Below are 19,748 nucleotides of genomic sequence, written 5' to 3' on the forward strand. Positions count from 1 at the left end.
CCAAAACCCAGGCCACCTCATACGGTGCCACGGCCGGAGTCGTGGAAATGCTGCTGCAAAGTCACGACCACGTGGTGTCCCCATTAAACGCGATGCCCGCGGCTTGGGCACAGGGCCGCTACCGCGGTCTCCTGGCACGAGGCAATTTCGAGGTCTCTGCGCAGTGGTCAAGCGGTCAAGCCGACCGACTAGAAGTGCTGTCAAAATCGGGCGGAACCCTGGACTTAAGGTACCCCAACATCGTGAAAGCCGTCATCAAGACCTCCGAGGGCCAGACAGTAGACTTCACAGCCAAGGGCACGGACCAAGTCAGCATCGAAACCTCAAAAGGCCTGGCCTACGTGGTGACGGACATCCCGACCTACATTCCTGTCGCTGCGCCATCAAACTTGGTAATTGGCAACGACAACACGATCAATCAGGTCGAACTCTCCTGGACCGCCAGTTCTGATGCAGCGTCGTACAAACTGTACCGCGCGGTGGGCAACGCCCCGAACTACGAGCTGATCGCTTCAGAAATTGCTGACACCCATTTCGTCTACAAAGCCTGCGATCTAACACAGGTCGACCAGATGACGTTCAAAGTCACCGCTGTACGGGCGGATGGACGCGAGAGTGACGAAGGTACAACAGCGGTCCGGTGATTGCCTGAAAATTAGGATCCACTGTCTGGCCGACGAGTTCGACGAGAGCCTTGCAGCACACTTCTGTGGACATTCGGGTCGAACCACTGAGCAGAAATCGTACTGGGCACGGAACCAGGGATAGCTGGACCAAGCCGTTGAATGGCTTGCTGGGGAAATACGACCTTCACACGTCCCTCGAACTGCTTGCCCAGCTCGACCACCGGCTGTTTCATCTGACGGCAGCGCTCGCACTGATAGTCCACGCCAAACTCAACGAGGACGGGAAGTTCGGTATCGGTGACGAAGCGCTGCAACTCAGATCCTCTGATTGTCGGCAGTGACGGTGCTTCGGCGACCGGTTCATCATTGCGACTGGAGCAACCATTGATTGCAGATAGCACTACGAGCAGAGGAATGATCAGAAATTTCGCATGTGGTTTCATGATTTAGTCTCGCGACTATCAGTTGCACAGCAACTGCGCCTACAGGTGTACCGATGATTAAGCAGGTGTGCTCCCACGAGCATGAGCCCGCCGAATGGTGTCAACCAAGAAGCATAATTGCCAAGCAGTTGTAACGGGCTTACAGCCACCGACAATTGATCCGACCCAGGGGCTGCGTCGACAGAATGAAGGCAGCATGACTCGGTGCATACATGGGTAGTCGCGATGCCCGACTCCGCGCCCGCTGCGCAGCAACTATCAGTGAAGAAAAACGCGGACGCCGCGATGACAGAGAGACCGAAAACACCAACAGCTGCCGGTAGTACCCTCCGGTGCCTCCGCCACCCCGGTACGAACGCGTATATCGCGATTCCAAAGCAAATCAGAACCATCCACTGGTGGAATGATTCGTGTGCCAGGAATTCGAGTCCCAATAGCGGTAGATACCCAATAGCGATCGGCATCACGGCACAGTGAATTGCGCACGCGATCGATGCAGTAACCCCAAGGAAGTCTCGCCAAGAGGAGCGGGCAGCATCCCGCAGAGGTGTAGCGACTGGAAAGTTGATCGTATCGAGTTGGTTGTTTGACATAGGGGAGCGTTCATCTGTTTTCGTGGGCAAACAATCGCCATCCTCCGTGACGACGATTGGTATCAAAGACGTTTTGGAAACGAGTGGTGGTTATGGTTCCAAGACCAAGCCACCAAAACCGTCTCCACCCGCAGCGGTCGCCGTGCCGAAGACGTTATTGTCCAGTCGTCCCGTATCGGTGTTTGCCGCGATCGTCACGGCATCCAACGCAATAGCTCCGGAGTTTGCCGCGGTCGTCTCGATTAGCTTTCCAGCCACGATCGGACCGTTGTCATCGGCGTGAGCCCCCGGCAGAACAGCGGCCACCGCTGCGATCAAATCACTGGTCTTGTGACCAAAAGTCGAAACGGCTGCGGCACATATCAATGCGACACCGGCGATGATCAGCCCATACTCGACCAAGCCTTGGCCTTTTTTACATGAACGTAGTGTTTGAGGATTCATTTTTCGTAGTTTGAAGAAAGTAGATTGATTTTGATTGGAAGGAAGATCGGGCGCGGAGCGCGATCGCAGTAAGCATGAATTGCTAGTCCCCATGCGCAGCGTCATCTGCGTCCAGCGAGAATGCTGAAACGAACAATAGGAGCCCCACGCGCGCGGCGCACCTGATCGTCGGTGACGGGACCTGCAACCGGTCAGCTCAGCGCACGGCGGGACGAAATAGAGAGCTATCGCCACAGAGCATGGGCACACGAGCCCAGGCAGAAAGCGCAGCTCAAGCCCAGCAGGGCGGTCCACGTGGGCGCGAAGAAGCTAGCCAGAGTTCGTGGAGGACGCGAGACGAGTGAACGACAGCACTTTCGGGAGCGGCGTCGAAAACTGATGGCGGTTCGGAAGTCCAGCCAACCCCGACTGGACAAGCAAGCGATTGGCAGACCGCACAGGAATCCGAATCGTGCGGTACCTCTGGAGACTCTCCGTCTCGCTTGGACTCGTCGGCTCCGTGGTGGTGAAGACAACAACTATTGCCGCAGCTCGAATCCGGCTCAGCCGCGATTGGCGCACAGTCGTGGCAACCCGCAACATGTAGCCACGCCGGTGCGTGCCCAAGGGCAGCAACTACGCAGAGGATGGCAGCAAGAACTGGTCGGATGAATCGCACTGGGAACAGGCGGTATGAGAATGTTGGAGTCGTCCGACCAAGAGACTGTTGAGTGCATTACGATGACGCAGCCGCATTGGTTCGTCAATTGCCCACGACGAAACGAGAAGAACTTTTCAGAAGTGTTTGCAAACGTCATGACAAGCGCATCGGGATGGCGATGAAGAACTCTACCAATAGTTCCAAGCGGCAATCCTCGGACATCGTCAAACCCAACCGGCCTTGAAGATCTCCTCGGCAAACGCAAAAAGGGCGGCCAGAAAGGCCATCAGCGGACGATCCGACCAGCAGTTCGCGAAGAGGAACTGGATTGGTTGACGCGGTATGCCTACGAGCAGTGCCCGTGCTGTGGTGGCCCAGTGACGAACGACACCGAGAGCCCAGTGTCCACTATCGAGCAGATCGAAATTGCAAGCCGCACCGAAACCATCGAACATCGATGAGATCCGGGACATGTTTAGTGTCATTCATCGACGCGACGAGTTGGGTGATTGATCGCAAGGTGACCCAGGGCAGCAAGAGTGAAGGCGGTCAACGTTGGCTCGAACGGATCTGGACTGTAATGGCGACGTGTTCAGAACACGACAAATCGCTACTTGACGTCTTGCGAAGTTCGCTCGAGCACTTTTTTCGCAGCGAGCGTCCGCCACCCTTGTTCTCCGCTGGCAAAAATGGTTCATCAGTACAATTCAGCTGACTCAACGTACGCGTCGAACCGTGAACAGTTACTGATTGCGAAACACACCGTAAGTTCCGGTGTTATCCTAAAAGAAACTTCGACTTGCAAATGAGGTCGACGAATGATCTACATGTCTTCGGTTTTGGTCATGTTGGCGTTTTCACAAAGTGCAAATGCAATCCAAGAAATTTGGCGTGTTCACGCGTCCATGCCTGGTCATCAAAAAGTTCACGGCGTGCCAGAAATACATTTGTTGCTGACTCCACCGGTGATAGATCCAGAGATTGAAGAGCAAATACACCGGCTTGATATTCTACGTGAAAAGAATGATCGCTTGCGGCAAGGAATACGAGATCTCAGGAAGCGGATGGAGCGTCATCTTCAACCTCGTAAAGATGACACTCCAAATCCAGAACTCTTAATTCGAAGATCAAGCGTAGAAGCTCATGCAATATTCGTAGATATCCTTCGCCGCAATGCCGTGGTATATGGCGTCGGTAAGCAAAGAGTCTGCTGGAGATGTACCGCTTTACGCTGAGCTGACTTTGAGACTCCGCGAATACGTGAAGGCGTCAGGTCAGCCAGATGCATTCGGGCAGTCCGAATCCGGGCGCCGATTCCTGGCAAGATATTTCGCGATCAGTCGCGATTGATCTCTTTAAAACACGCCCCAGCGTTCGCCGCGCTGGGGAACCACAAAAAGCGGCTAGCTGATCGATCTATCGAACGCGGCTGATTCAAGACCGCGCGGCTTTGCTGTGTGCGGTTTTTTCGTTGGGCTGTCGCGGTCGCGTCAAAACTTCACGCATGATTCACCGATCTGGCCTGTCCCCCTGGCTAGCATTCTGCAACATGGCGGCAATGAATCTAGTACCGATCGACCCTCAGGAACTATCCACAGTGCGACACCCATTCCTTGCCTTTCTGCTGATTCTCATCCCCGGCTTGCTCGATTCTGACTCAATCCGTCTTGCGGGCGCCGCTGAACCAGTCGCCGGTGAAGCGAATGACGCAGTGCCTGTTAGAAAATGGCTCAACTCCATTCAGAAACTCGGGGCAAGCTACCAGCCCGGCAAGACGACAATTGCAACCGACATTCAGAGGGATGAACTGATTTCTGCGATTGCAAAAAAGTTCGACGGCTCGGCGATCCTGATCAAAGCAAAAGTCAAGGACGTTCAGTTCAGGGATGGCGTTGCGTCGATCAGCACCGAGCCTGAATTCGGGTCACAACCAAAGCGGTCGATGTCATGGCCGCTGATCTTGAACCGAAGCGAAAGGCTTGAACTCGCGATTAGCAAAGCCGAAGCGGCCGCGATTGACCCCGGCGACCTGCTTGAATTCACAGGGCAACTCAAATTTCACCAGCGGCGTTGGGGTGCTGTTGGGCGCACGACGAATTCGCAGCAACTGTACTCTGTTCGTCACGAATATTTAAAAGGGTTGTTTCTCGGCACGTTCACAGCAACAAAGTGTCGGTGCAAGATTGATGGAAAACCGGTCGCTTGCGTCTGGGCGAAGTGAGGCGATAGCGTTGGCACGGTTTTACCGCGCCGCTATTGATGGGCGTTGTCGGCTGCCGCAACCATTGGCATCACTGACATCGATTCAGCATCGACTTGACGCGCTGAACGCAGTCGTCAATGAACGGCGCCAGACTGTTTTCGATGGTTCTGTTCGCAGATTGCCAGCGTCTGAACGATGCAAGCTTGCTTTTTCGGCATCCGATACCGCCGAAGTTTGCGCTAGCGGCAAGCGATTGAAGCATCTTCGATGCCTTCTCGTCAGCGTGTTCATCTGGCAGAAAGACGCGAATGTTTCTGAGCACCCGAACTGCGTCGTCGAGATGGCCTGCAACCGCGATGCGACAATCCGAAGCCGAAGCGAGGGCAAACGCTGTTTCGGCTCGCTCGACAATGCTGCTCGCGGCCTTCAGATACGCTTCAGAAGATTCCCCGGGCAACGCTGGTTCAACTTCACCGATGAACCTTCTGACGCGATCCGGTGACGGAACAGGCACGCCAGCTAGCTGCTTGCAAGCTGGGCAAACCTTTGAAGTTCCGATTGACCTGACGGAGCATTTGAGGCGGGCACCGCAATGGCAGTTGAATCGAATGTTCATGGGGCAAGGTTAGCAGCTTCGCAGGCGATGCTGAACCCATAGGTCGGATACCAGCAGTGGACTCTTTGCCGCTGACATCTGCTAAACTTCGTCATCAATTAGCACAGTTCAGCGACTTGAGGCATAGTCGATATGGGGCTTGTAGCGGCGACCTGCCCGCATTGCGGAAAGAAAAACAATCACAGAAAGACTTCTGACGGAACGGTCATGAAGTGCAAGCACTGCCGTCAGCCTTACGAACTAGAGGTTCGTCATGGTTGCGGCGGCGCAAGCGGATGTCTCGGCGTAGTTGTGCTGCTTGTCGCTGGTGTCATTTGCGCTAACATCCTAACCGACAAAAAAGTAGCGAATCGACCGGCGCCCGCTCGCGCACCATCGGTCCCGAAACCCGAGCTAGTAGCAGTTGATTCGAGCCCTGATCCTGCCCCGGCTCCGGCGACAGAGACAACTGAGCAACCATTAAAAACGGTTCCGGTAGCGTCCCCGACTTCATACGCGAAGTTAAGGCAGTTCTCGAATGAAACAGACGAACTGCTAAAAGAACTAGACAAGGCGATTGCAATCGGACTCGTTCAGAATGACTCAGCGTGGGGAGACTTTGCGAGGGATTTCAATAAGAAGGCTGAGGCATTTAAGCGGCGATCCCAAAGCATTGAACCAATGCGGGCACGAATTATCGTCGGCTCAGTGGCAGGGTACGTGCAGACACTGCTGACAAACCGAGGCGATCGAAAATACCGAGAATACGTGTCGTCAGTGATCGAGGAACGCGACGAATACCTTGAAGGCATTCGTCGCGACTTGCCGGCCGCAAACAGCACGACGGCAGAATCAGCGATTGGGGACAATGAGCAAGGCCCCGAGTTTCACAACTGGACTAGCGGTAAGTATTCTGTCGAAGCAGCGTTTCTATCGTTCACGAATGACCACGTCAAAATCAGAAAACGTGACGGATCAACAGCCGATGTCCCGGTCGATCGACTTAGCGACGAATCAAAAGAATTGCTGAAGTCCATACTGCGAACGAAAGCGAAACGTTCGTTCGACTTTTGACTTTGGTTTGTGGCATCGCTTGCACCTGCGATGAACTGACGTCCTGTCGGACGCTTCGAAATCCCGTTTTTCAGTTTTGGTCTGACAGCGGTTTCACAATTGGATGAGTTACAAAAGTGCCCAAGCGAACAAACGAATTTCAAAAGTTGATAGGACTGATTTTCACGCAAATGTCGGATACCGATGGAGCCACGATCACAGAGTCTGCAATGGTCATCGATCGTGACTCAAACGATGAGCGAGAAATTGACTGGCTGCTGAAACGCTCTGTGGCGGGAGTAGACATTGCGATAGCACTTGAATGCAGAGACCACAAACGAAAAGGCGACGTAACTTGGATTGATCAACTGATTGGAAAGTACAGGAGCCTACCCGTTGATCGTATTGTAGCGGTCGCTAGCGCAGGCTTTACAAAGTCGGCGATCGTTAAAGCTGCCGCCAACCGAGTTGACTGCAAGACCCTAGAAGAGGCTGAAATCACTGACTGGCCATCAGAGTTTTTGCGGATCGGGGTTGCCCTTCTGAATCGAACAGATCTTTGCATACAAGCCACGATTTGCGGTCGTGATATTTTGGTTTCGCTAATTGACTTGCAGACATTCCCAGCCAACTTGGGTTTGTCTGCGACGCATACTTCAGGCGAGACAGCAGAAGTCGCAGTGCTACTGAACTCCATCTATGCAAGCCACCTCAAAGACATTGCAAATGAACATTACAAAACCAACCTCAAAAGACTGTTCCCGAGCCTATCAGGCTGCAGTTGCTTCATTCGCCTGCAATTCCAGAGCATTGAGTTCAGCGGATGGGAGCTAAGTTTAAATGATGGTACCCGAAGTAGTTTGATGCTTGAAAACGTATCGATCCTTTCACAGTTTCAGTATGAAAAGGCGAGCCTAAAGCACGAATTTTTTGCACATCGTGATGCGATGGTCTCTCGGGGCGCATTGCCGGAGCCCACTTTTGGAGACGGGCTGTCGGTTACTGTGGTGCAGGTCGCAAGCAACCCTGGAAAGATGTCTGTTCGATTCAACTCAGATTCCAGCAACTGAATGATAGACGGACAAACTCAGTCCTGAAATGAACCTCACGGTTCCTTCCCAAGGTCAGAGGCACCATCGCGGGCACCTCATCGAAGAGCACACACTGACACCGATTTTTTTTGACTGACCACCACCACCAGAGGCGACTTTATCGGCGATTGTGGGCGCGAATAGTAACAGCATGCATTTAATCTTGCGTTCTGAGCACTATCTTTCATTGGAGCGTTGATTGCTCGAATGAAGCAGAAAGGTAGAAGCCGAGAATGAAAGCCCAGGCAGCAGAAAATACAGCCAGTTTGATCGATAGCAAGCCACTGTTGATGACGGCTCGCGAAGTTGCGTCAGTTCTGAGATTGGCAGAGCCCACTGTTAGGAAACTTGCCGCGAACGGCAAATTGCCCGGTCTGGAAGCTGGGTCTTCAATTCGCTTTCGTCGCGACGCTATCGAAGCTTTGATCGGCCCTCTGTCGAGCTGACAGTTCGTCGCGGAAGCTGGCTGCACGGTGCAATGGGCGTCCTTTTGGCGGTGCCGTGCAGTCAGCCCGCGTTTGGAAAAACTCAAAAATGGAAGATATCGAAGGGCTAGTTTCGACCATCGCTGAAATCGCTGCAAACTTCGATGCCGCAGAACGGACTGTCCATTTGTCGAGAGGGAAGGGCTGCCCAGGCTTCGAGGTTCAAGGGGCTTATGACCTGAAAGCGATTGCAGATTGGCGGGCGATCAATTCGAAGCCCAAAGACGGTCAAAGCTGGCTTCGCGCCAAGTAACGAATTGGATCGATTCACCGAAGAACTTGACGTGAAACTAGAAACCGCAATCAAGGGAATCAAAGCCAAAGCAGCCGCGATTGTAGGGCAGACCATCGAAGCAACCGACATCGGCGAAGCATTTGACGTGACAATCGACGACGACGCGACACGATATGAACTCACGCTAAAAATCGATGGCAAGGACGCTGCAACATGGCAAGTATGATCTGCAACGCTGAGCCCGTTCTGCCGTTGTCGCTATCGACACTCGCGGCATTTGACAGACCAAGAGACTTTTCGAGCTGGCAGTTTCTCTATGACTTCGGAACAAATCACAAGGGCGACCCGTTTGGCGGCGCTAGCTACCCCTATCTGAAGGGCATCTGCGATGCGTGGGACAATCCGCAAGTCCGCAGAGTGTTCTTTCGTGCTTGTTCGCGAGTCGGCAAAACTGAGATCAATCTAGGGCTGCATGTTGCAAGTCAACACTCTGATCCTGATGTTGGGCTGATCGCAACACCGACCGAAGCGCTACTTCGCAAGGGGATCAAAGACCGCTTGTGGCCAATGCTGACATTGAATTCAAAAACGCAGCCGGACCTACCAGCAAAGCACCTGCGCGCCGCAAGTACGCATCAAGCGTAGGTGACTCAAATGCGGCATTGATGCCAGTGCTTTCGGGCAGGCTGTCAAGAAAAAGATCGACTTCGCGGCGGACGTTGTCGGCGCGTTTGAGGATCGAATTCTCTTGAACACTCTCGATAAACGCCCTGGCGAGCGCGCGGACGCTATCAACCTCCGCTGGGTCAGACTCCCAGGGCAGCGCACCGACTGGGGGCTTTGGCTTCGCTGGAACCTTGCCCTGTGGCAAGCCCCTTGCTGGCTGATCTAGCAGGGCTTCAGTCGGCTGCCAGTGAATTGCTTTTAGCGTAGTGGCAGTTTCGCGTATCTCATCGCAAGGGTATTCGGTGACAGTCGCAGTTGCTTGCTCAGATTGCCGAATCGAAGAATCTACAACGCCCCGAATGTACTGACGTTCCAGCGAACCGAATCCGTTACTGTGCTTCGCGGACTGCCGCAACAACTGGTGCCCAAGATTCGCGAATAGGGTTTTCGCGATTCGCTTCAGAGGCTGCGTCGATTGACGCTCTTATCTTTCGCCACTCTCTGAAACACCGCTGATAACTAGACTCTTTCGTCTCGTATTCGGTTAGCGGAAAATAGCGGTAACGTCCGTGATTCTTCTTTCGCCACCTTCGTTCAGACTTGCGAAAGGTGAGAAGAAATACCCGGTAAGTTCCCGGATGGGTGTCAAGAAGTCAAGCAAAACACCGTAAAAACAGTCGGGGCGACACGATTCGAACGTGCGACCTTCTGGTCCCAAACCAGACGCTCTACCAGGCTGAGCTACGCCCCGAAACGGCGTTGTGGCGACAGAGTAACCGAGTCAGCCGTTTTGCGAAAGGTTCACTTGGCTAGGTTTTTTTTCTTAGCTCCGTTGGGCCGGTTCACCGTTACCCAGCTGGGCCAAAACCTGTAGAACCCCGTTCAAATGCGCTAGACGCGGGCCGAAGCGGTCGACGAATTCGTTCAACATGAACTCGCTTTCCTCCAACCCACCTTCGCTATCGACAATTTCTTCCGTCAAATTGTCTAAAAATTGCGTCTGAACGCGACTCAGTGTCTCGGCGGCCGTCCGGCAGGAACGCGCCAGATCGGGATTGGCGTCCTTCCATTGCTGCAGTTCGTTGGCTCGCTGCTCGTTGACCGAGTTATTTTGCTGAATCAACTGCTCGAGCAACTGATTTTGCTGCTGCTGGCCTGCGACCAAGTGACGCAACAGGTCAATCGCAACCTGATCCTTGGACTTTCGTGGCTCGGCTTCGGATTCCGCAGTCACATCGATGCGAAAAACGGGCGACAGAGGTTCGTGGTCGTAAGACGACATGTGCAATCAATCCTTGGAATCAGCGACGTAGCGAATAAGCCCCGAGTATAACCCGCAAGATTTTCACTTGTCGATTAATTAGAACGCCGCCGGCAAAATTCCCGCCGCTCTGCAGGAAAAATCGCGCGATTGGGAATTTCTTCATTTCAGCCAACTGCGATCTGGGCGGCACGACCGTTAAAGTCGGCATGACCAGAACGCCGAAGGGTATCGGGGAGGTGATCATTGTCATGGGCGCACCAATCGATCGCTCATGACCGACCACCGAAACTGACGTCTTGGCGTACTGTCGCCGGGGATGTCCCCGATTTGTGTTGTTGGTTCAGGATCGAATGCCAGAAAACAAGCCCGAAACGACCGATGCGACCATCGGCTATTTCACCGTCGTCGAAGATGAACGAACTGGTTGGACCGGAGGATTGCTGATTTTGGATCGCGGCGGACGACCGCTGGAATTCCAGTGCACGCTCCCGGTCCGCCCCACGCGAGCCCACGAGATCCTATTCGGCCCGACGCTGCGGTCGCACCTGGTCGGCCAGGTGATCGGCAAACTGCTGATCTCCAAGTGCCGCACGCCGCTGACGTTGCTGTGCTGTGACCAGATCGAAGGCTTGGCGGTCGAAGCATTCACCCAATCACCGGTGGCATTGATCCGCGAAGCCGCAGAGGTCGACGAGGGCCCGATCTCGCTGGACATGCTGGCCGGATCGGAGACGGTCGAAGTCGCCGGAGCCACGTTTATCGTGCCGATGGAACAGCGCGAACGCGTCGCCGGATTGGCATCCCAGTACCGAGATCTGCCGGACGCCGTGGAACCGTTCGAGCGGATTCGAGAAGCGATCAAGGAAGCCCATTCACAACTCGCTCGCCAGCGACCGGAAGCCGCCTAATGAGTTTCTTTTCGCCTCGCGGGCCCAACCTGATGCGTCCGGCTGTGGGCAAGTCCGAATTGGTCGCGCAAATTGATCCGCTGAATTCGTGGACCAGCGATTCTCTGTTCGATCTGACAACCTGTTCGCTGCCGTTGCCGTCGATCGATCCCGTGGCAATCCCGATCCGGCTGAAACCGTTTGTCACGCGAACCCAGGGGTTCCTGTTTCCCGACTCGGCCCGTTGGATTCCGCCTCAGGCGCCCGGCGCGGTCAACGCCGAACCAAAGCCTCGTAAACCGAGCGTCGGCAAGAAACACAATCGAATCAAGCCGCCATCGGACATCGTCAAACTGCAGGATCGTCTGTATTACCTGTTGCAACCGCCGCTGGACCTGCTGGTCGGCAGTGGCCAACTGAATTTTCCGTTCGAACCCTTTCCGTACCAGTTGGACGGGATGGCGTTTCTATTCCCCCGCTACGCCGGCATCCTGGCCGATGAAATGGGATTGGGGAAAACGATGCAGGCGATCAGTACGATTCGCATGTTGCTGTGCAGCGGCGAAGTCCGCAGCGTGTTGCTAGTGTGCCCGAAACCGCTGGTCACCAACTGGCTGCGAGAGTTCAGTGTTTGGGCGCCCGAGATTCCGATCGTCGCCATCGAAGGCAACTCGACCAAACGCGACTTCCAGTGGCGCTCTCCGCAGGTCCCTGTCAAAGTGGCCAACTATGAATTGCTGAAACGTGACGAGTCGACGGTGATCGACGGCGGACTGCATTTCGACCTGGTGGTCTTGGACGAGGCCCAGCGAATCAAAAACCGCACCAGCACCACGAGTGAAGTGGTGCGCAGCATCCCCCGCACCCGGTCGTGGGCGTTGACCGGAACCCCGGTCGAAAACTGCCCGGACGACTTGGTCGGCATCTTTGAATTCCTGTCACCGGGGTACTTAAAACCCGGGATGCCGATGCCGCAAATCGCCAAACAAGCCGGGGGCTATATCCTGCGACGCACCAAAGACATGGTGCTCGATGACATGCCGCCAAAACTATACCGCGACGCGGAATTAGATTTGACACCGGAGCAGTGGTCGACCTACGAAGCTGCAGAGAAAGAAGGTGTCGTGCACCTGGAAAACCTGGAACAATCGCTGACGATTCAACACGTTTTCGAATTGGTTTTGCGGCTGAAACAGATCTGCAACTTTGATCCCGTCACCGGCAGCAGTTGCAAACTGGAGCGATTGGTCGCTGACATCGAAGAAGTCGCCGCGAGTGGCAAGAAAGCGATTGTGTTTAGCCAGTGGGTGAAAAGTCTGGATAAGATTCGCGACGCGTTACAGCCGTTTGGACCGCTGGAATACCATGGAAAAATCCCGCAAAAGAAACGCAACGGTGTGATCGACCAATTCAAAGAAGATCCCAATAGTCACGTGATTCTGATGAGCTACGGTGCGGGCAGCGTCGGACTGAATCTACAGTTTTGTGAATACGTGTTCCTGTTCGATCGCTGGTGGAATCCGGCGGTGGAAGACCAAGCGATCAACCGTGCTCACCGATTGGGTGCCAAAGGCGCGGTCACGGTGACAAAGATGATGGCGATGGGGACGATCGAGCAACGCATCAACGACGTGCTGGACAAGAAACGCGAAATGTTCGACACGCTGTTTTCAGGCAACGAGACCCCCACACAGAAGGTGGGATTGAGCCGCGAAGAGATCTTTGGACTGTTTGATTTGCGCGCCCCCTGTGGCAAAAAAGTGGCTTAGAACCATTCCATTGCCACCAACTGTTCCAAAGCGCGATCGGCGGATTCGCGGTTGATCGAATCTAAGAAATCAGATTGAATCGACTCGGGTTCTCCATCGGCGCGCTGTTGGCCGAGATAGTTGATCACGCCCAGAGCATCGATCGGAGTCAAGCGACCGTCACGATTGACGTCGAAGAAAAAATCCGGAATCGAATCAAACTCGGCCGGATCGTTCAATTCTTGCGTGTCGGGATCAAAAACGAATTGGCCGGCCAATGCGTTGATCACAATCAGTGCGTCACGCGGCGTCACATCGTTATTGCCATCGACATCTTGAGTGACGAGCGGGTTGGACCACAGCTGCGAATACAAGACGCGGATCTCGATTCCATCCGCTTGGAATCGTCGGGCTAGGCTGCCGTCGATCCACTGATGACCGACATATTCCCAGCCATCCAGGGTCGACAGCGGGCCCGATGAATCGACACGCCAATCCAAACCGACAGTCGGATTCACAAGCGCCGAACGCAGCAACCGTGGTGTGATGCGAACACCGTGTGCAAATTCATCGTCCAGCGTCGGCTGAACATTTTCGCCGAACGTCACTCGCGATTCGCTTGGATCGACGTAGGTACGCGAGAAAACGATCGAGTCACTTCCGCCATTTGCATCCACTGTAATCGGCGGAAGATTTCCAGCATCAATCGGACGTCCCGTCAAATCGGCCAACTCCATCGCATCATCACCGTGAGTGCCACGGAGGGTGATGGCGTTTACGTGTTCACTGGCAACCGCCAAGATGATTTCGTTCGCCGCCGTGATCACCACATTGTCTGAATCTAACAACAGACCGATCGGTCCATTGGCAGAACTGACGGTGACGTTGCGATTGACTTCGTAGGATCCGATGTCAGTGAGATTGCCGCCGCTGGTCCCCGCCAACGCCACGCTTCTGGGTTGCCCCAACACATCGATCGGAATCGGTTCCGAAAGGTCACCGTCATTGTCCAGGTCAAATTGATCGGGTGGCAGCCGAGTGTCGTCGGCGGCATCAATGGCCGGGCTGTCTGGCAGCGGCGCGTGGGCGGCCAATCCGTTGGTGCCAATCAGACGCCCAGCCAACCGAGGGTCGGTATTGCCAAGATCCAATGCGCTAAGGCCTGCGAGTGAGTCGTCGATGACCAGATTCGATCCATGCGACACGATTCGTCCGGGCAGGTCAGCGTCGGCCAAGACGTTAACGATTGATTGGGTCCCCACAACTGAGGATGCAAAAATATTGCTGGTCAACTCGATGGTTCCTTGCAGACCGAAATCTGGACGAACAACAACGTCGCCACCGATGGGAGCCTCGTTATCGACGAACGTTGAATTTTGAATCGAAGTGACTCGCACGAAGTCGGGGTTGCTGATCCGAGTGTGCACGGCGCCGGCAGATTCACCCGCCGTATTTCCACTGGCGGTGACGCCGGTCATCGTGATCGATGAATTGAGCACACCGACCGCGCCACCGTTTGTCGCCGAACGATTGGATACGAACGACGAATTGACCACATCCGCCGTCATCGCCCGGACGAACAGAGCCCCGGCAGCATAGGGTGACCGGTTATTTTCAAAATGCGTTTCCCGGACGACCAAGTGATTGCGAAACGCAAAGATCGCACCACCCGCTGACGGCGCGTTGCCGCCGATCAGTCGCAGACCTTGAATGGTGAATGTGATCCCCAGCTCCTCATTTGCCTGGAAGACAAAATGACGGTTTTGCTGGTCCGCATCGATCGTCAATCGATCCGCACCCAGCCCAACTAAATCCAGTTCGTCGTAAACGTATAACGTCCGCCCACTCGAAAGTGTGATCGTTTCACCCTGCAGCGATTCCGCAAACGAAATCGAATTGGATCCCCGTTTCAGATTGGACAATTGAATCGCTTCACGTAATGTCAAATCGTTCAGGTCGGGTTGCTGATCCCGGAACTGAACGTCAGCGGTATTGGAAACGACCAACTGCTGGGGAATGAACCGCTGCGATTGAATTTCAAACGCGCCTGCATCGACCGTTGGCACTCCGCTGCCAGCATCGATCACGCGGGAAAACGTCGCTCCACGTTGATCACTTTGAATCGCTTGGTCATCGGCGGTTCCCATCAATCGATCCGGCCCCGGTCCGACCGCCAAATCGTTGCGGCCCAAATCGACTGCAAAATCAAGCGGATGCATTGCCAGCGTCGGCACCGGTCCGCCATGATCATCCAGGGTGTCGGGGGTTCGTTCGAATGACAAGACACGCCGATCGAGCACAGTCGTGTCGTCCAGGCGGACGGAATGGTCGACCAGATTGCCGCCGAGCGAGACCACCGAAGTCGACGCGCCAAAGTCATCCGCTAACAATTCGGGCTGCGTTGACGATCCAAAAATGATCGAATTGGCAAACCGAAAAACCGCCTCGCCGGCGTCGCCACCGCTGCGAATGTTACGCCCGGTCGGGGCCTGGTTATTGACCATGGTGACGTGCACCAAATCGACAACAGATCGGCCACCAGGATCATTCGAAAAATGATCCAAACCACCGCCCACTTGGCTGGCCTGGTTATCGGTGAGTGTGGTATTGGTCAGTGTCACCAACGAATTCTGAATCGAAATTCCGCCACCAAATGCGGCTTGGTTGTTGGTGATCGTCGTGCCATCGATGTGCGTGATGGTGTTGTCCAGATGCAATCCGCCGCCCACGTCCGCACGACTCGATTGAACCAGCAGATCACTGACCAGCAGGCTAGAACGGTTTGACGACACAAACAGCACGCTACCGCCAAAGCCTGGTGCGGCCGAGGATGCTGCCAGGGCATTGCCGTTTTGCAGCGTCATCGCGGAAAGTTCAAATTGTTGTGTCGCCGAATCGTCGCTCAGGACAAACACGCGAGATTGATTCCCCGCATCAATCACGGTCTGATCGGCGCCGGATCCGACGATCGACAAGGATTCAGTGATCCACAATTCCCCCAGCGCCAAGTCGATCGTGCGTCCCGACAACGAGGGGGCAAACTCAATCACATCGGCTCCGGCACTGCCGGCCAAACTGCCGTCAACGCTGATGTTTTGATTGGCTGCCATGACCGCTTCGCGAAGTGTCAATTGGCCGTCGTCGAAAACACGATCATCGGCACTTGTCACTACGAGCGTGGCCAAGACACGTCGCGATTCCAAATGCTGCAATGCCGGGCGAAAACGAGTGGAGCTCATAAAAACGGCCGGTCAAATCAGGAAAAGAATGAGTAGCACGAGGAAAACAAGTGTACACGTTCGGGATCTGGGCTGCAGGCGTCGCGCTGATGCTGCCTGGTTAGGACCGGCCAGATTCCAACCTGCCGTCGCTAAGTCTCAGTTGGCGACCGGCGCGTGCGGCGACGGATTCGTCGTGGGTGACGACCACCAGCGTGATTGCGTGTTGTCGGTTGAATGACTCCAGCAACGACAAGATCGCCGCGCCGGATTCCGTGTCCAGCGCGCCGGTGGGCTCGTCGGCTAGAATCAATTCGGGTCGATTGGCCAACGCGCGAGCGATCGCGACTCGCTGGCATTCACCGCCCGAAAGCTGAGACGGCAGGTGTCGTCCGCGACCCGATAGTCCCACCGAAACCAACAGCTCCTCGGCCCGCGATTGTCTCTCAGACGCACCAAGGTCACTTTCAAACATCGGGATTTGAATGTTCTCGCTGGCATTCAAATGAGGCAACAAATGATAGTTCTGAAAAACGAATCCGATGTGCCTGGAACGATGCCGATCCAGGTCCACACTCTCGTTGAGCAGCTGACCGCGGTACCAAATCTGGCCTGTGGTGGGACGATCAAGCGCACCGATCAGATTCAACAGAGTCGTTTTTCCGCTTCCGCTTTTCCCGACGATCGCGATATGTTCTGCAGGTGCGATTTCAAAGGAAACTCGACCGATCGCGTCGACGTCGCCCAACCGGTAGTGACGACCAAGCTGGCGTGCTTCGATCAACGGCACCACCTGTTCAGCTGATTCGGTGGACTTGGTGGTGGTCGGCATAGAGAATCTAGCAGTCGGCAGTTGGGATCAAAAGAGACACTGTAATGAATCGAATTGAAATGCTGTACGGGACGAGACAGCAGCCGAACAGGTCACGCCATCTGGCGTTCCTGATCGCAGCGATGTTCGTGCTGACATTCGGGAGCGACGATTGTGCACGCTCGCAGAATTCTGCCGCACTGAATTCAGGGTCTGAGTATTCGGCGTCAAAGGAACCACTGCCCACAAAAATTCTGACGGTGATTCCCGCGGGCACCCAAGTCGAAGTTGAATCCAGCAAAGCGCGATGGAACCGGTTGTTGCTGATTGCGACGCCGAAGTTGGACAGTGGAGAGATCGAAAGCATCAACGCATCGATCCGTAACGCGGCGACGACGTGCTCGCTGACGTTGATGGCGACGGTTATCGCGAGACCACCTGACGCAGCGCAACCGTCGGCCAAACCCCAATACGAATTGGTCGAGGTCGGAGTTGGCTACGGCGTCGCGACGAATCGCGGAACCATGATTGTATCGTCGGATACGGTCGCCCAGCAAACTGGCGAGCTTGGTTTTTTCGCCCGTCGAATGCTCAGTCACAACGAGCAACAACTGCGATCCGTGCGTGAGGTCGCACGCACGAAGGACGCAGTCGTTTTCGACGCCCCCTCGGTGTTCTCCCTGCATGGCACGCATCGCAAGTGTTTGACGCGTCACTTGGTCGCCCTCGACCGGTCGACGGGTCAAGGTTGGCTGTATTGCTGGCTGCTGTTACCTGTCTCCGATGACACAGCCGAATCGCACCGAATTGTCGACCATCCCATTCGCGCAACGCGTTGGGGCACTCAAGAAACGCGGTCGATCCATGTCGACGCCAATGAATTCAACTTTCTGGGTGTTCCCAGTGAACTGGCAATGGCGCTCGTTGATTTGCCACCGGGGACCGATATTCCCTGGGCCGAGGAGACGACGAAGCTAGCCGGACGACGAAGATTGACGGCGAGTCAACTGCAGCGATTGGCCGAGAGGTTGACGGAATCGCGTTGACTGTTGTTTCTGTGAAGGTGTTTGAAATCGCAAGAAGCAGGTCGAATTGGAGCGTCCACGCCGGTTGACTCAATAGGATTTGGTACCATCGTCCGCCAAACCCCAGACTTGTTTGCCCGAAATCTTGACGAGCTGAATCCATCATGCTGTTCCGGTTGTTTCCATTCTGCTTGGTTTTGTTGACGATCGCCAACCCGCCTGCCTGGGCCGCCGATCGCCCCAACCTGGTTTTGATCATCGCCGATGACATGAACTGGGATGACTGCGGAGCCTATGGTCACCCTGCGATTCGCACCCCCAACATCGACCGACTGGCCGATCAGGGCCTGCGTTTCAATCATGCGTACTTAACGACCAACTCTTGCAGTCCGTCTCGCTCGAGTATTTTGACCGGCAAGTACCCACACAACACGGGTGCCGAGCAATTGCATTGGCCGCTGCCAGCGGACAGCCAAACCTTTGCCGGCCAACTGAAGCAGGCCGGTTATTACACCGCGGCAGCCGGAAAGTGGCATTTGGGTGATGCGGTACGCGACCATTTTGATCGAATCTACGAAGCCTCCACCGCCGGTTTTGTGCTGCCCTCCGGAACCGACGGCGCCCCGGCAAGAATGATCGCGGCCCAGCCGAGTGGTTGCGAGGATTGGGAACGGGCACTCGACGAACGGCCTCGCGATAAACCGTTTTTCATGTGGCTGGCCTCCTTGGACCCACACCGAGAATACACCGACGGGGCACTCGATCCGCCGCACACCCGTGCTGACGTGATCGTCCCACCGCATTTGCCCGACACAGCCGATGTGCGTGAAGATCTGCGGTTGTACTACGACGAAATTGGGCGGCTAGATCAATATGTCGGCAAGGTAATGAAAAAGCTGGATCAACAGCAAGTGTCCCAGAACACCATGGTGTTGTTCATCAGTGACAACGGTCGCCCGTTTCCACGCGACAAGACAACATTGTACGACGGTGGCATTCGCACGCCTTGGATCGTTCGTTGGCCTGGCCGAGTCGCGGTGGGACAAACGGATTCCCTGGTCAGCGCCGTCGACATCGCCGCAACCTGTTTGGAGCTGGCGGGGGTCAACGAGTCGTCGACGATGACAACGGAGGGGCATAGTTTCTTGCCAATCTTGAAAGACCCCAGCGTCATGATTCGCCCGTTTGCATTCGCCGAAGACCATTGGCATGACTACGAAGACCACGCCCGCTGTGTCGTCAATCAACGCTTTAAACTGATCCGCAATGATTACTTCGATCTACCACCAACCCCATCGGCCGACGCCGGTCGTGGACTCAGTTGGCAAGACATGCTGCGGCTACAAAAGGCCGGCGAACTCACCGCCGAGCAGCAAGCCTGCTTCCTCGCACCGAGAGCCAAATGGGAACTGTATGATCTGCAACACGATCCCGGCGAATTGAATAATCGAATCAACGATCCTGCTTTCGAATCGGTGAAACAACGCCTGGCAAAAGCGCTCGATCGTTGGACCGCGATGACAAACGATTATGTCCCCTCGCGTCGCACCCCGGATGAATTTGACCGAGAGACCGGCGAACCGGACCACAGCGTCCGAGTCAGACCTCGACCATCAAAAAAGCAGATGTTTGGCACCAACGGCAAGTACTAAACGCTGTTTCACCAGGATCGGAGGACGATACACGGAATACGAGGGATTATATTCCTAGCCTCTGAGGGC

23 protein-coding genes and 1 tRNA gene are annotated in these 19,748 nt (G+C 55.0%); 14 read left to right on the forward strand and 10 right to left on the reverse strand.

The genetic code is table 11. The features are described 5' to 3' along the window. On the forward strand, window positions 1-644 hold a 644-nt coding region (locus tag NHH03_RS21005), incomplete at its 5' end, for a glycoside hydrolase family 95-like protein (RefSeq protein WP_390895601.1). A gap of 11 nt (window positions 645-655) precedes the next feature. On the opposite strand, the gene NHH03_RS21010 is transcribed toward NHH03_RS21005, so the two are convergent. The 5 genes from NHH03_RS21010 to NHH03_RS21025 form a co-directional block, all read right to left on the reverse strand. Then, on the reverse strand, window positions 656-1,069 hold the full coding sequence (locus NHH03_RS21010) for a hypothetical protein (RefSeq protein ID WP_253159330.1): 414 nt from the start codon (window positions 1,067-1,069) through the stop codon (window positions 656-658). Further along, complete coding sequence (locus NHH03_RS21015) at window positions 1,066-1,662, reverse strand: MerC domain-containing protein (protein ID WP_261364387.1); 597 nt, start codon at window positions 1,660-1,662, stop codon at window positions 1,066-1,068. Before NHH03_RS21015 ends, NHH03_RS21010 begins: the two co-directional genes overlap by 4 nt. 90 nt (window positions 1,663-1,752) lie before the next feature. Beyond that, window positions 1,753-2,106 (reverse strand): class III signal peptide-containing protein, encoded by a 354-nt coding sequence (locus tag NHH03_RS21020; RefSeq protein WP_253159332.1) that lies wholly within the window; start codon window positions 2,104-2,106, stop codon window positions 1,753-1,755. 271 nt (window positions 2,107-2,377) lie between these two features. Further along, complete coding sequence (locus NHH03_RS28425) at window positions 2,378-2,764, reverse strand: DUF2946 family protein (RefSeq protein WP_390895602.1); 387 nt, start codon at window positions 2,762-2,764, stop codon at window positions 2,378-2,380. 206 nt (window positions 2,765-2,970) lie between these two features. Continuing rightward, entirely contained in the window at window positions 2,971-3,219 is a 249-nt protein-coding gene (locus NHH03_RS21025) for a hypothetical protein (RefSeq protein ID WP_253159334.1), read from the reverse strand. Window positions 3,220-3,573: 354 nt separating this feature from the next. Here NHH03_RS21025 and NHH03_RS21030 point away from each other — a divergent pair, with 354 nt between their 5' ends. The 9 genes from NHH03_RS21030 to NHH03_RS28435 all read left to right on the forward strand — a co-directional run bounded on the left by NHH03_RS21030 (window position 3,574) and on the right by NHH03_RS28435 (window position 9,053). Next, on the forward strand, window positions 3,574-3,981 hold the full coding sequence (locus tag NHH03_RS21030) for a hypothetical protein (RefSeq protein ID WP_253159336.1): 408 nt from the start codon (window positions 3,574-3,576) through the stop codon (window positions 3,979-3,981). Window positions 3,982-4,295: 314 nt separating this feature from the next. Then, window positions 4,296-4,967 carry a hypothetical protein gene (locus NHH03_RS21035; protein WP_253159338.1) on the forward strand — a complete coding sequence of 224 codons (672 nt, stop codon included), beginning with the start codon at window positions 4,296-4,298 and terminating at the stop codon, window positions 4,965-4,967. Between the two features lie 10 nt (window positions 4,968-4,977). Next, window positions 4,978-5,451 (forward strand): hypothetical protein, encoded by a 474-nt coding sequence (locus NHH03_RS21040; protein ID WP_253159340.1) that lies wholly within the window; start codon window positions 4,978-4,980, stop codon window positions 5,449-5,451. 321 nt (window positions 5,452-5,772) lie between these two features. Then, the gene (locus tag NHH03_RS21045; RefSeq protein WP_253159342.1) at window positions 5,773-6,618 is read left to right on the forward strand and encodes an SHD1 domain-containing protein; all 846 of its coding nucleotides are present in this window, start codon (window positions 5,773-5,775) and stop codon (window positions 6,616-6,618) included. Window positions 6,619-6,734: 116 nt separating this feature from the next. Then, a complete protein-coding gene (locus tag NHH03_RS21050) occupies window positions 6,735-7,667 on the forward strand; it encodes a restriction endonuclease (RefSeq protein ID WP_315861478.1) in 933 nt (310 codons plus the stop codon). 311 nt (window positions 7,668-7,978) lie between these two features. After that, window positions 7,979-8,134 carry a helix-turn-helix domain-containing protein gene (locus tag NHH03_RS28430; RefSeq protein WP_390895604.1) on the forward strand — a complete coding sequence of 52 codons (156 nt, stop codon included), beginning with the start codon at window positions 7,979-7,981 and terminating at the stop codon, window positions 8,132-8,134. An 88-nt stretch (window positions 8,135-8,222) separates the two neighbouring features. Further along, a complete protein-coding gene (locus NHH03_RS21055) occupies window positions 8,223-8,426 on the forward strand; it encodes a hypothetical protein (protein ID WP_253159346.1) in 204 nt (67 codons plus the stop codon). Between the two features lie 31 nt (window positions 8,427-8,457). Next, window positions 8,458-8,634 (forward strand): hypothetical protein, encoded by a 177-nt coding sequence (locus tag NHH03_RS21060; protein WP_253159348.1) that lies wholly within the window; start codon window positions 8,458-8,460, stop codon window positions 8,632-8,634. Further along, the gene (locus tag NHH03_RS28435) at window positions 8,631-9,053 is read left to right on the forward strand and encodes a phage terminase large subunit family protein (RefSeq protein WP_390895605.1); all 423 of its coding nucleotides are present in this window, start codon (window positions 8,631-8,633) and stop codon (window positions 9,051-9,053) included. Before NHH03_RS21060 ends, NHH03_RS28435 begins: the two co-directional genes overlap by 4 nt. A gap of 698 nt (window positions 9,054-9,751) precedes the next feature. Here NHH03_RS28435 and NHH03_RS21065 read toward each other — a convergent pair. The 3 genes from NHH03_RS21065 to NHH03_RS21075 form a co-directional block, all read right to left on the reverse strand. Continuing rightward, window positions 9,752-9,825, reverse strand: a tRNA-Pro gene (locus NHH03_RS21065). A gap of 72 nt (window positions 9,826-9,897) precedes the next feature. After that, a complete protein-coding gene (locus tag NHH03_RS21070) occupies window positions 9,898-10,356 on the reverse strand; it encodes a hypothetical protein (protein WP_253159350.1) in 459 nt (152 codons plus the stop codon). Between the two features lie 19 nt (window positions 10,357-10,375). Further along, the gene (locus NHH03_RS21075; RefSeq protein ID WP_253159352.1) at window positions 10,376-10,588 is read right to left on the reverse strand and encodes a hypothetical protein; all 213 of its coding nucleotides are present in this window, start codon (window positions 10,586-10,588) and stop codon (window positions 10,376-10,378) included. Window positions 10,589-10,688: 100 nt separating this feature from the next. Between NHH03_RS21075 and NHH03_RS21080 the strand changes: the two genes are divergently transcribed. Continuing rightward, window positions 10,689-11,246, forward strand: coding sequence for a hypothetical protein (locus NHH03_RS21080; protein WP_253159354.1), 558 nt, complete (start codon window positions 10,689-10,691; stop codon window positions 11,244-11,246). Then, window positions 11,246-12,994 carry a DEAD/DEAH box helicase gene (locus tag NHH03_RS21085; RefSeq protein WP_390895603.1) on the forward strand — a complete coding sequence of 583 codons (1,749 nt, stop codon included), beginning with the start codon at window positions 11,246-11,248 and terminating at the stop codon, window positions 12,992-12,994. The genes NHH03_RS21080 and NHH03_RS21085 overlap by 1 nt, the downstream gene beginning before the upstream one ends. Here the strand turns inward: NHH03_RS21085 and NHH03_RS21090 are convergent. After that, window positions 12,991-16,212 (reverse strand): dockerin type I domain-containing protein, encoded by a 3,222-nt coding sequence (locus NHH03_RS21090; RefSeq protein ID WP_253159356.1) that lies wholly within the window; start codon window positions 16,210-16,212, stop codon window positions 12,991-12,993. The two genes, NHH03_RS21085 and NHH03_RS21090, sit on opposite strands and share 4 nt — an antisense overlap. Window positions 16,213-16,312: 100 nt before the next feature. Next, complete coding sequence (locus NHH03_RS21095) at window positions 16,313-17,023, reverse strand: ABC transporter ATP-binding protein (RefSeq protein ID WP_253159358.1); 711 nt, start codon at window positions 17,021-17,023, stop codon at window positions 16,313-16,315. 44 nt (window positions 17,024-17,067) lie between these two features. Here NHH03_RS21095 and NHH03_RS21100 point away from each other — a divergent pair, with 44 nt between their 5' ends. Then, on the forward strand, window positions 17,068-18,048 hold the full coding sequence (locus NHH03_RS21100) for a hypothetical protein (protein WP_253159360.1): 981 nt from the start codon (window positions 17,068-17,070) through the stop codon (window positions 18,046-18,048). Between the two features lie 143 nt (window positions 18,049-18,191). Continuing rightward, window positions 18,192-19,679: a sulfatase family protein gene (locus NHH03_RS21105; RefSeq protein WP_261364388.1), complete on the forward strand. Its 1,488-nt coding sequence runs from the start codon at window positions 18,192-18,194 to the stop codon at window positions 19,677-19,679. The last annotated feature ends 69 nt before the right edge of the window (window positions 19,680-19,748 follow it).

Source organism: Stieleria tagensis (genome assembly GCF_024129865.1).
GTDB classification, from domain to species: domain Bacteria; phylum Planctomycetota; class Planctomycetia; order Pirellulales; family Pirellulaceae; genus Stieleria; species Stieleria tagensis.

Coding starts and splice junctions, on each gene's coding strand:
- NHH03_RS21010 (WP_253159330.1), bottom strand. CDS start 1,069: ATGAAACCACATGCGAAATTTCTGATCATTCCTCTGCTCGTAGTGCTA.
- NHH03_RS21015 (WP_261364387.1), bottom strand. CDS start 1,662: ATGTCAAACAACCAACTCGATACGATCAACTTTCCAGTCGCTACACCT.
- NHH03_RS21020 (WP_253159332.1), bottom strand. CDS start 2,106: ATGAATCCTCAAACACTACGTTCATGTAAAAAAGGCCAAGGCTTGGTC.
- NHH03_RS21025 (WP_253159334.1), bottom strand. CDS start 3,219: ATGTCCCGGATCTCATCGATGTTCGATGGTTTCGGTGCGGCTTGCAAT.
- NHH03_RS21030 (WP_253159336.1), top strand. CDS start 3,574: ATGTCTTCGGTTTTGGTCATGTTGGCGTTTTCACAAAGTGCAAATGCA.
- NHH03_RS21035 (WP_253159338.1), top strand. CDS start 4,296: ATGGCGGCAATGAATCTAGTACCGATCGACCCTCAGGAACTATCCACA.
- NHH03_RS21045 (WP_253159342.1), top strand. CDS start 5,773: ATGAAGTGCAAGCACTGCCGTCAGCCTTACGAACTAGAGGTTCGTCAT.
- NHH03_RS28430 (WP_390895604.1), top strand. CDS start 7,979: ATGACGGCTCGCGAAGTTGCGTCAGTTCTGAGATTGGCAGAGCCCACT.
- NHH03_RS21055 (WP_253159346.1), top strand. CDS start 8,223: ATGGAAGATATCGAAGGGCTAGTTTCGACCATCGCTGAAATCGCTGCA.
- NHH03_RS28435 (WP_390895605.1), top strand. CDS start 8,631: ATGATCTGCAACGCTGAGCCCGTTCTGCCGTTGTCGCTATCGACACTC.
- NHH03_RS21070 (WP_253159350.1), bottom strand. CDS start 10,356: ATGTCGTCTTACGACCACGAACCTCTGTCGCCCGTTTTTCGCATCGAT.
- NHH03_RS21075 (WP_253159352.1), bottom strand. CDS start 10,588: ATGACAATGATCACCTCCCCGATACCCTTCGGCGTTCTGGTCATGCCG.
- NHH03_RS21080 (WP_253159354.1), top strand. CDS start 10,689: ATGCCAGAAAACAAGCCCGAAACGACCGATGCGACCATCGGCTATTTC.
- NHH03_RS21085 (WP_390895603.1), top strand. CDS start 11,246: ATGAGTTTCTTTTCGCCTCGCGGGCCCAACCTGATGCGTCCGGCTGTG.
- NHH03_RS21090 (WP_253159356.1), bottom strand. CDS start 16,212: ATGAGCTCCACTCGTTTTCGCCCGGCATTGCAGCATTTGGAATCGCGA.
- NHH03_RS21095 (WP_253159358.1), bottom strand. CDS start 17,023: ATGCCGACCACCACCAAGTCCACCGAATCAGCTGAACAGGTGGTGCCG.
- NHH03_RS21100 (WP_253159360.1), top strand. CDS start 17,068: ATGAATCGAATTGAAATGCTGTACGGGACGAGACAGCAGCCGAACAGG.
- NHH03_RS21105 (WP_261364388.1), top strand. CDS start 18,192: ATGCTGTTCCGGTTGTTTCCATTCTGCTTGGTTTTGTTGACGATCGCC.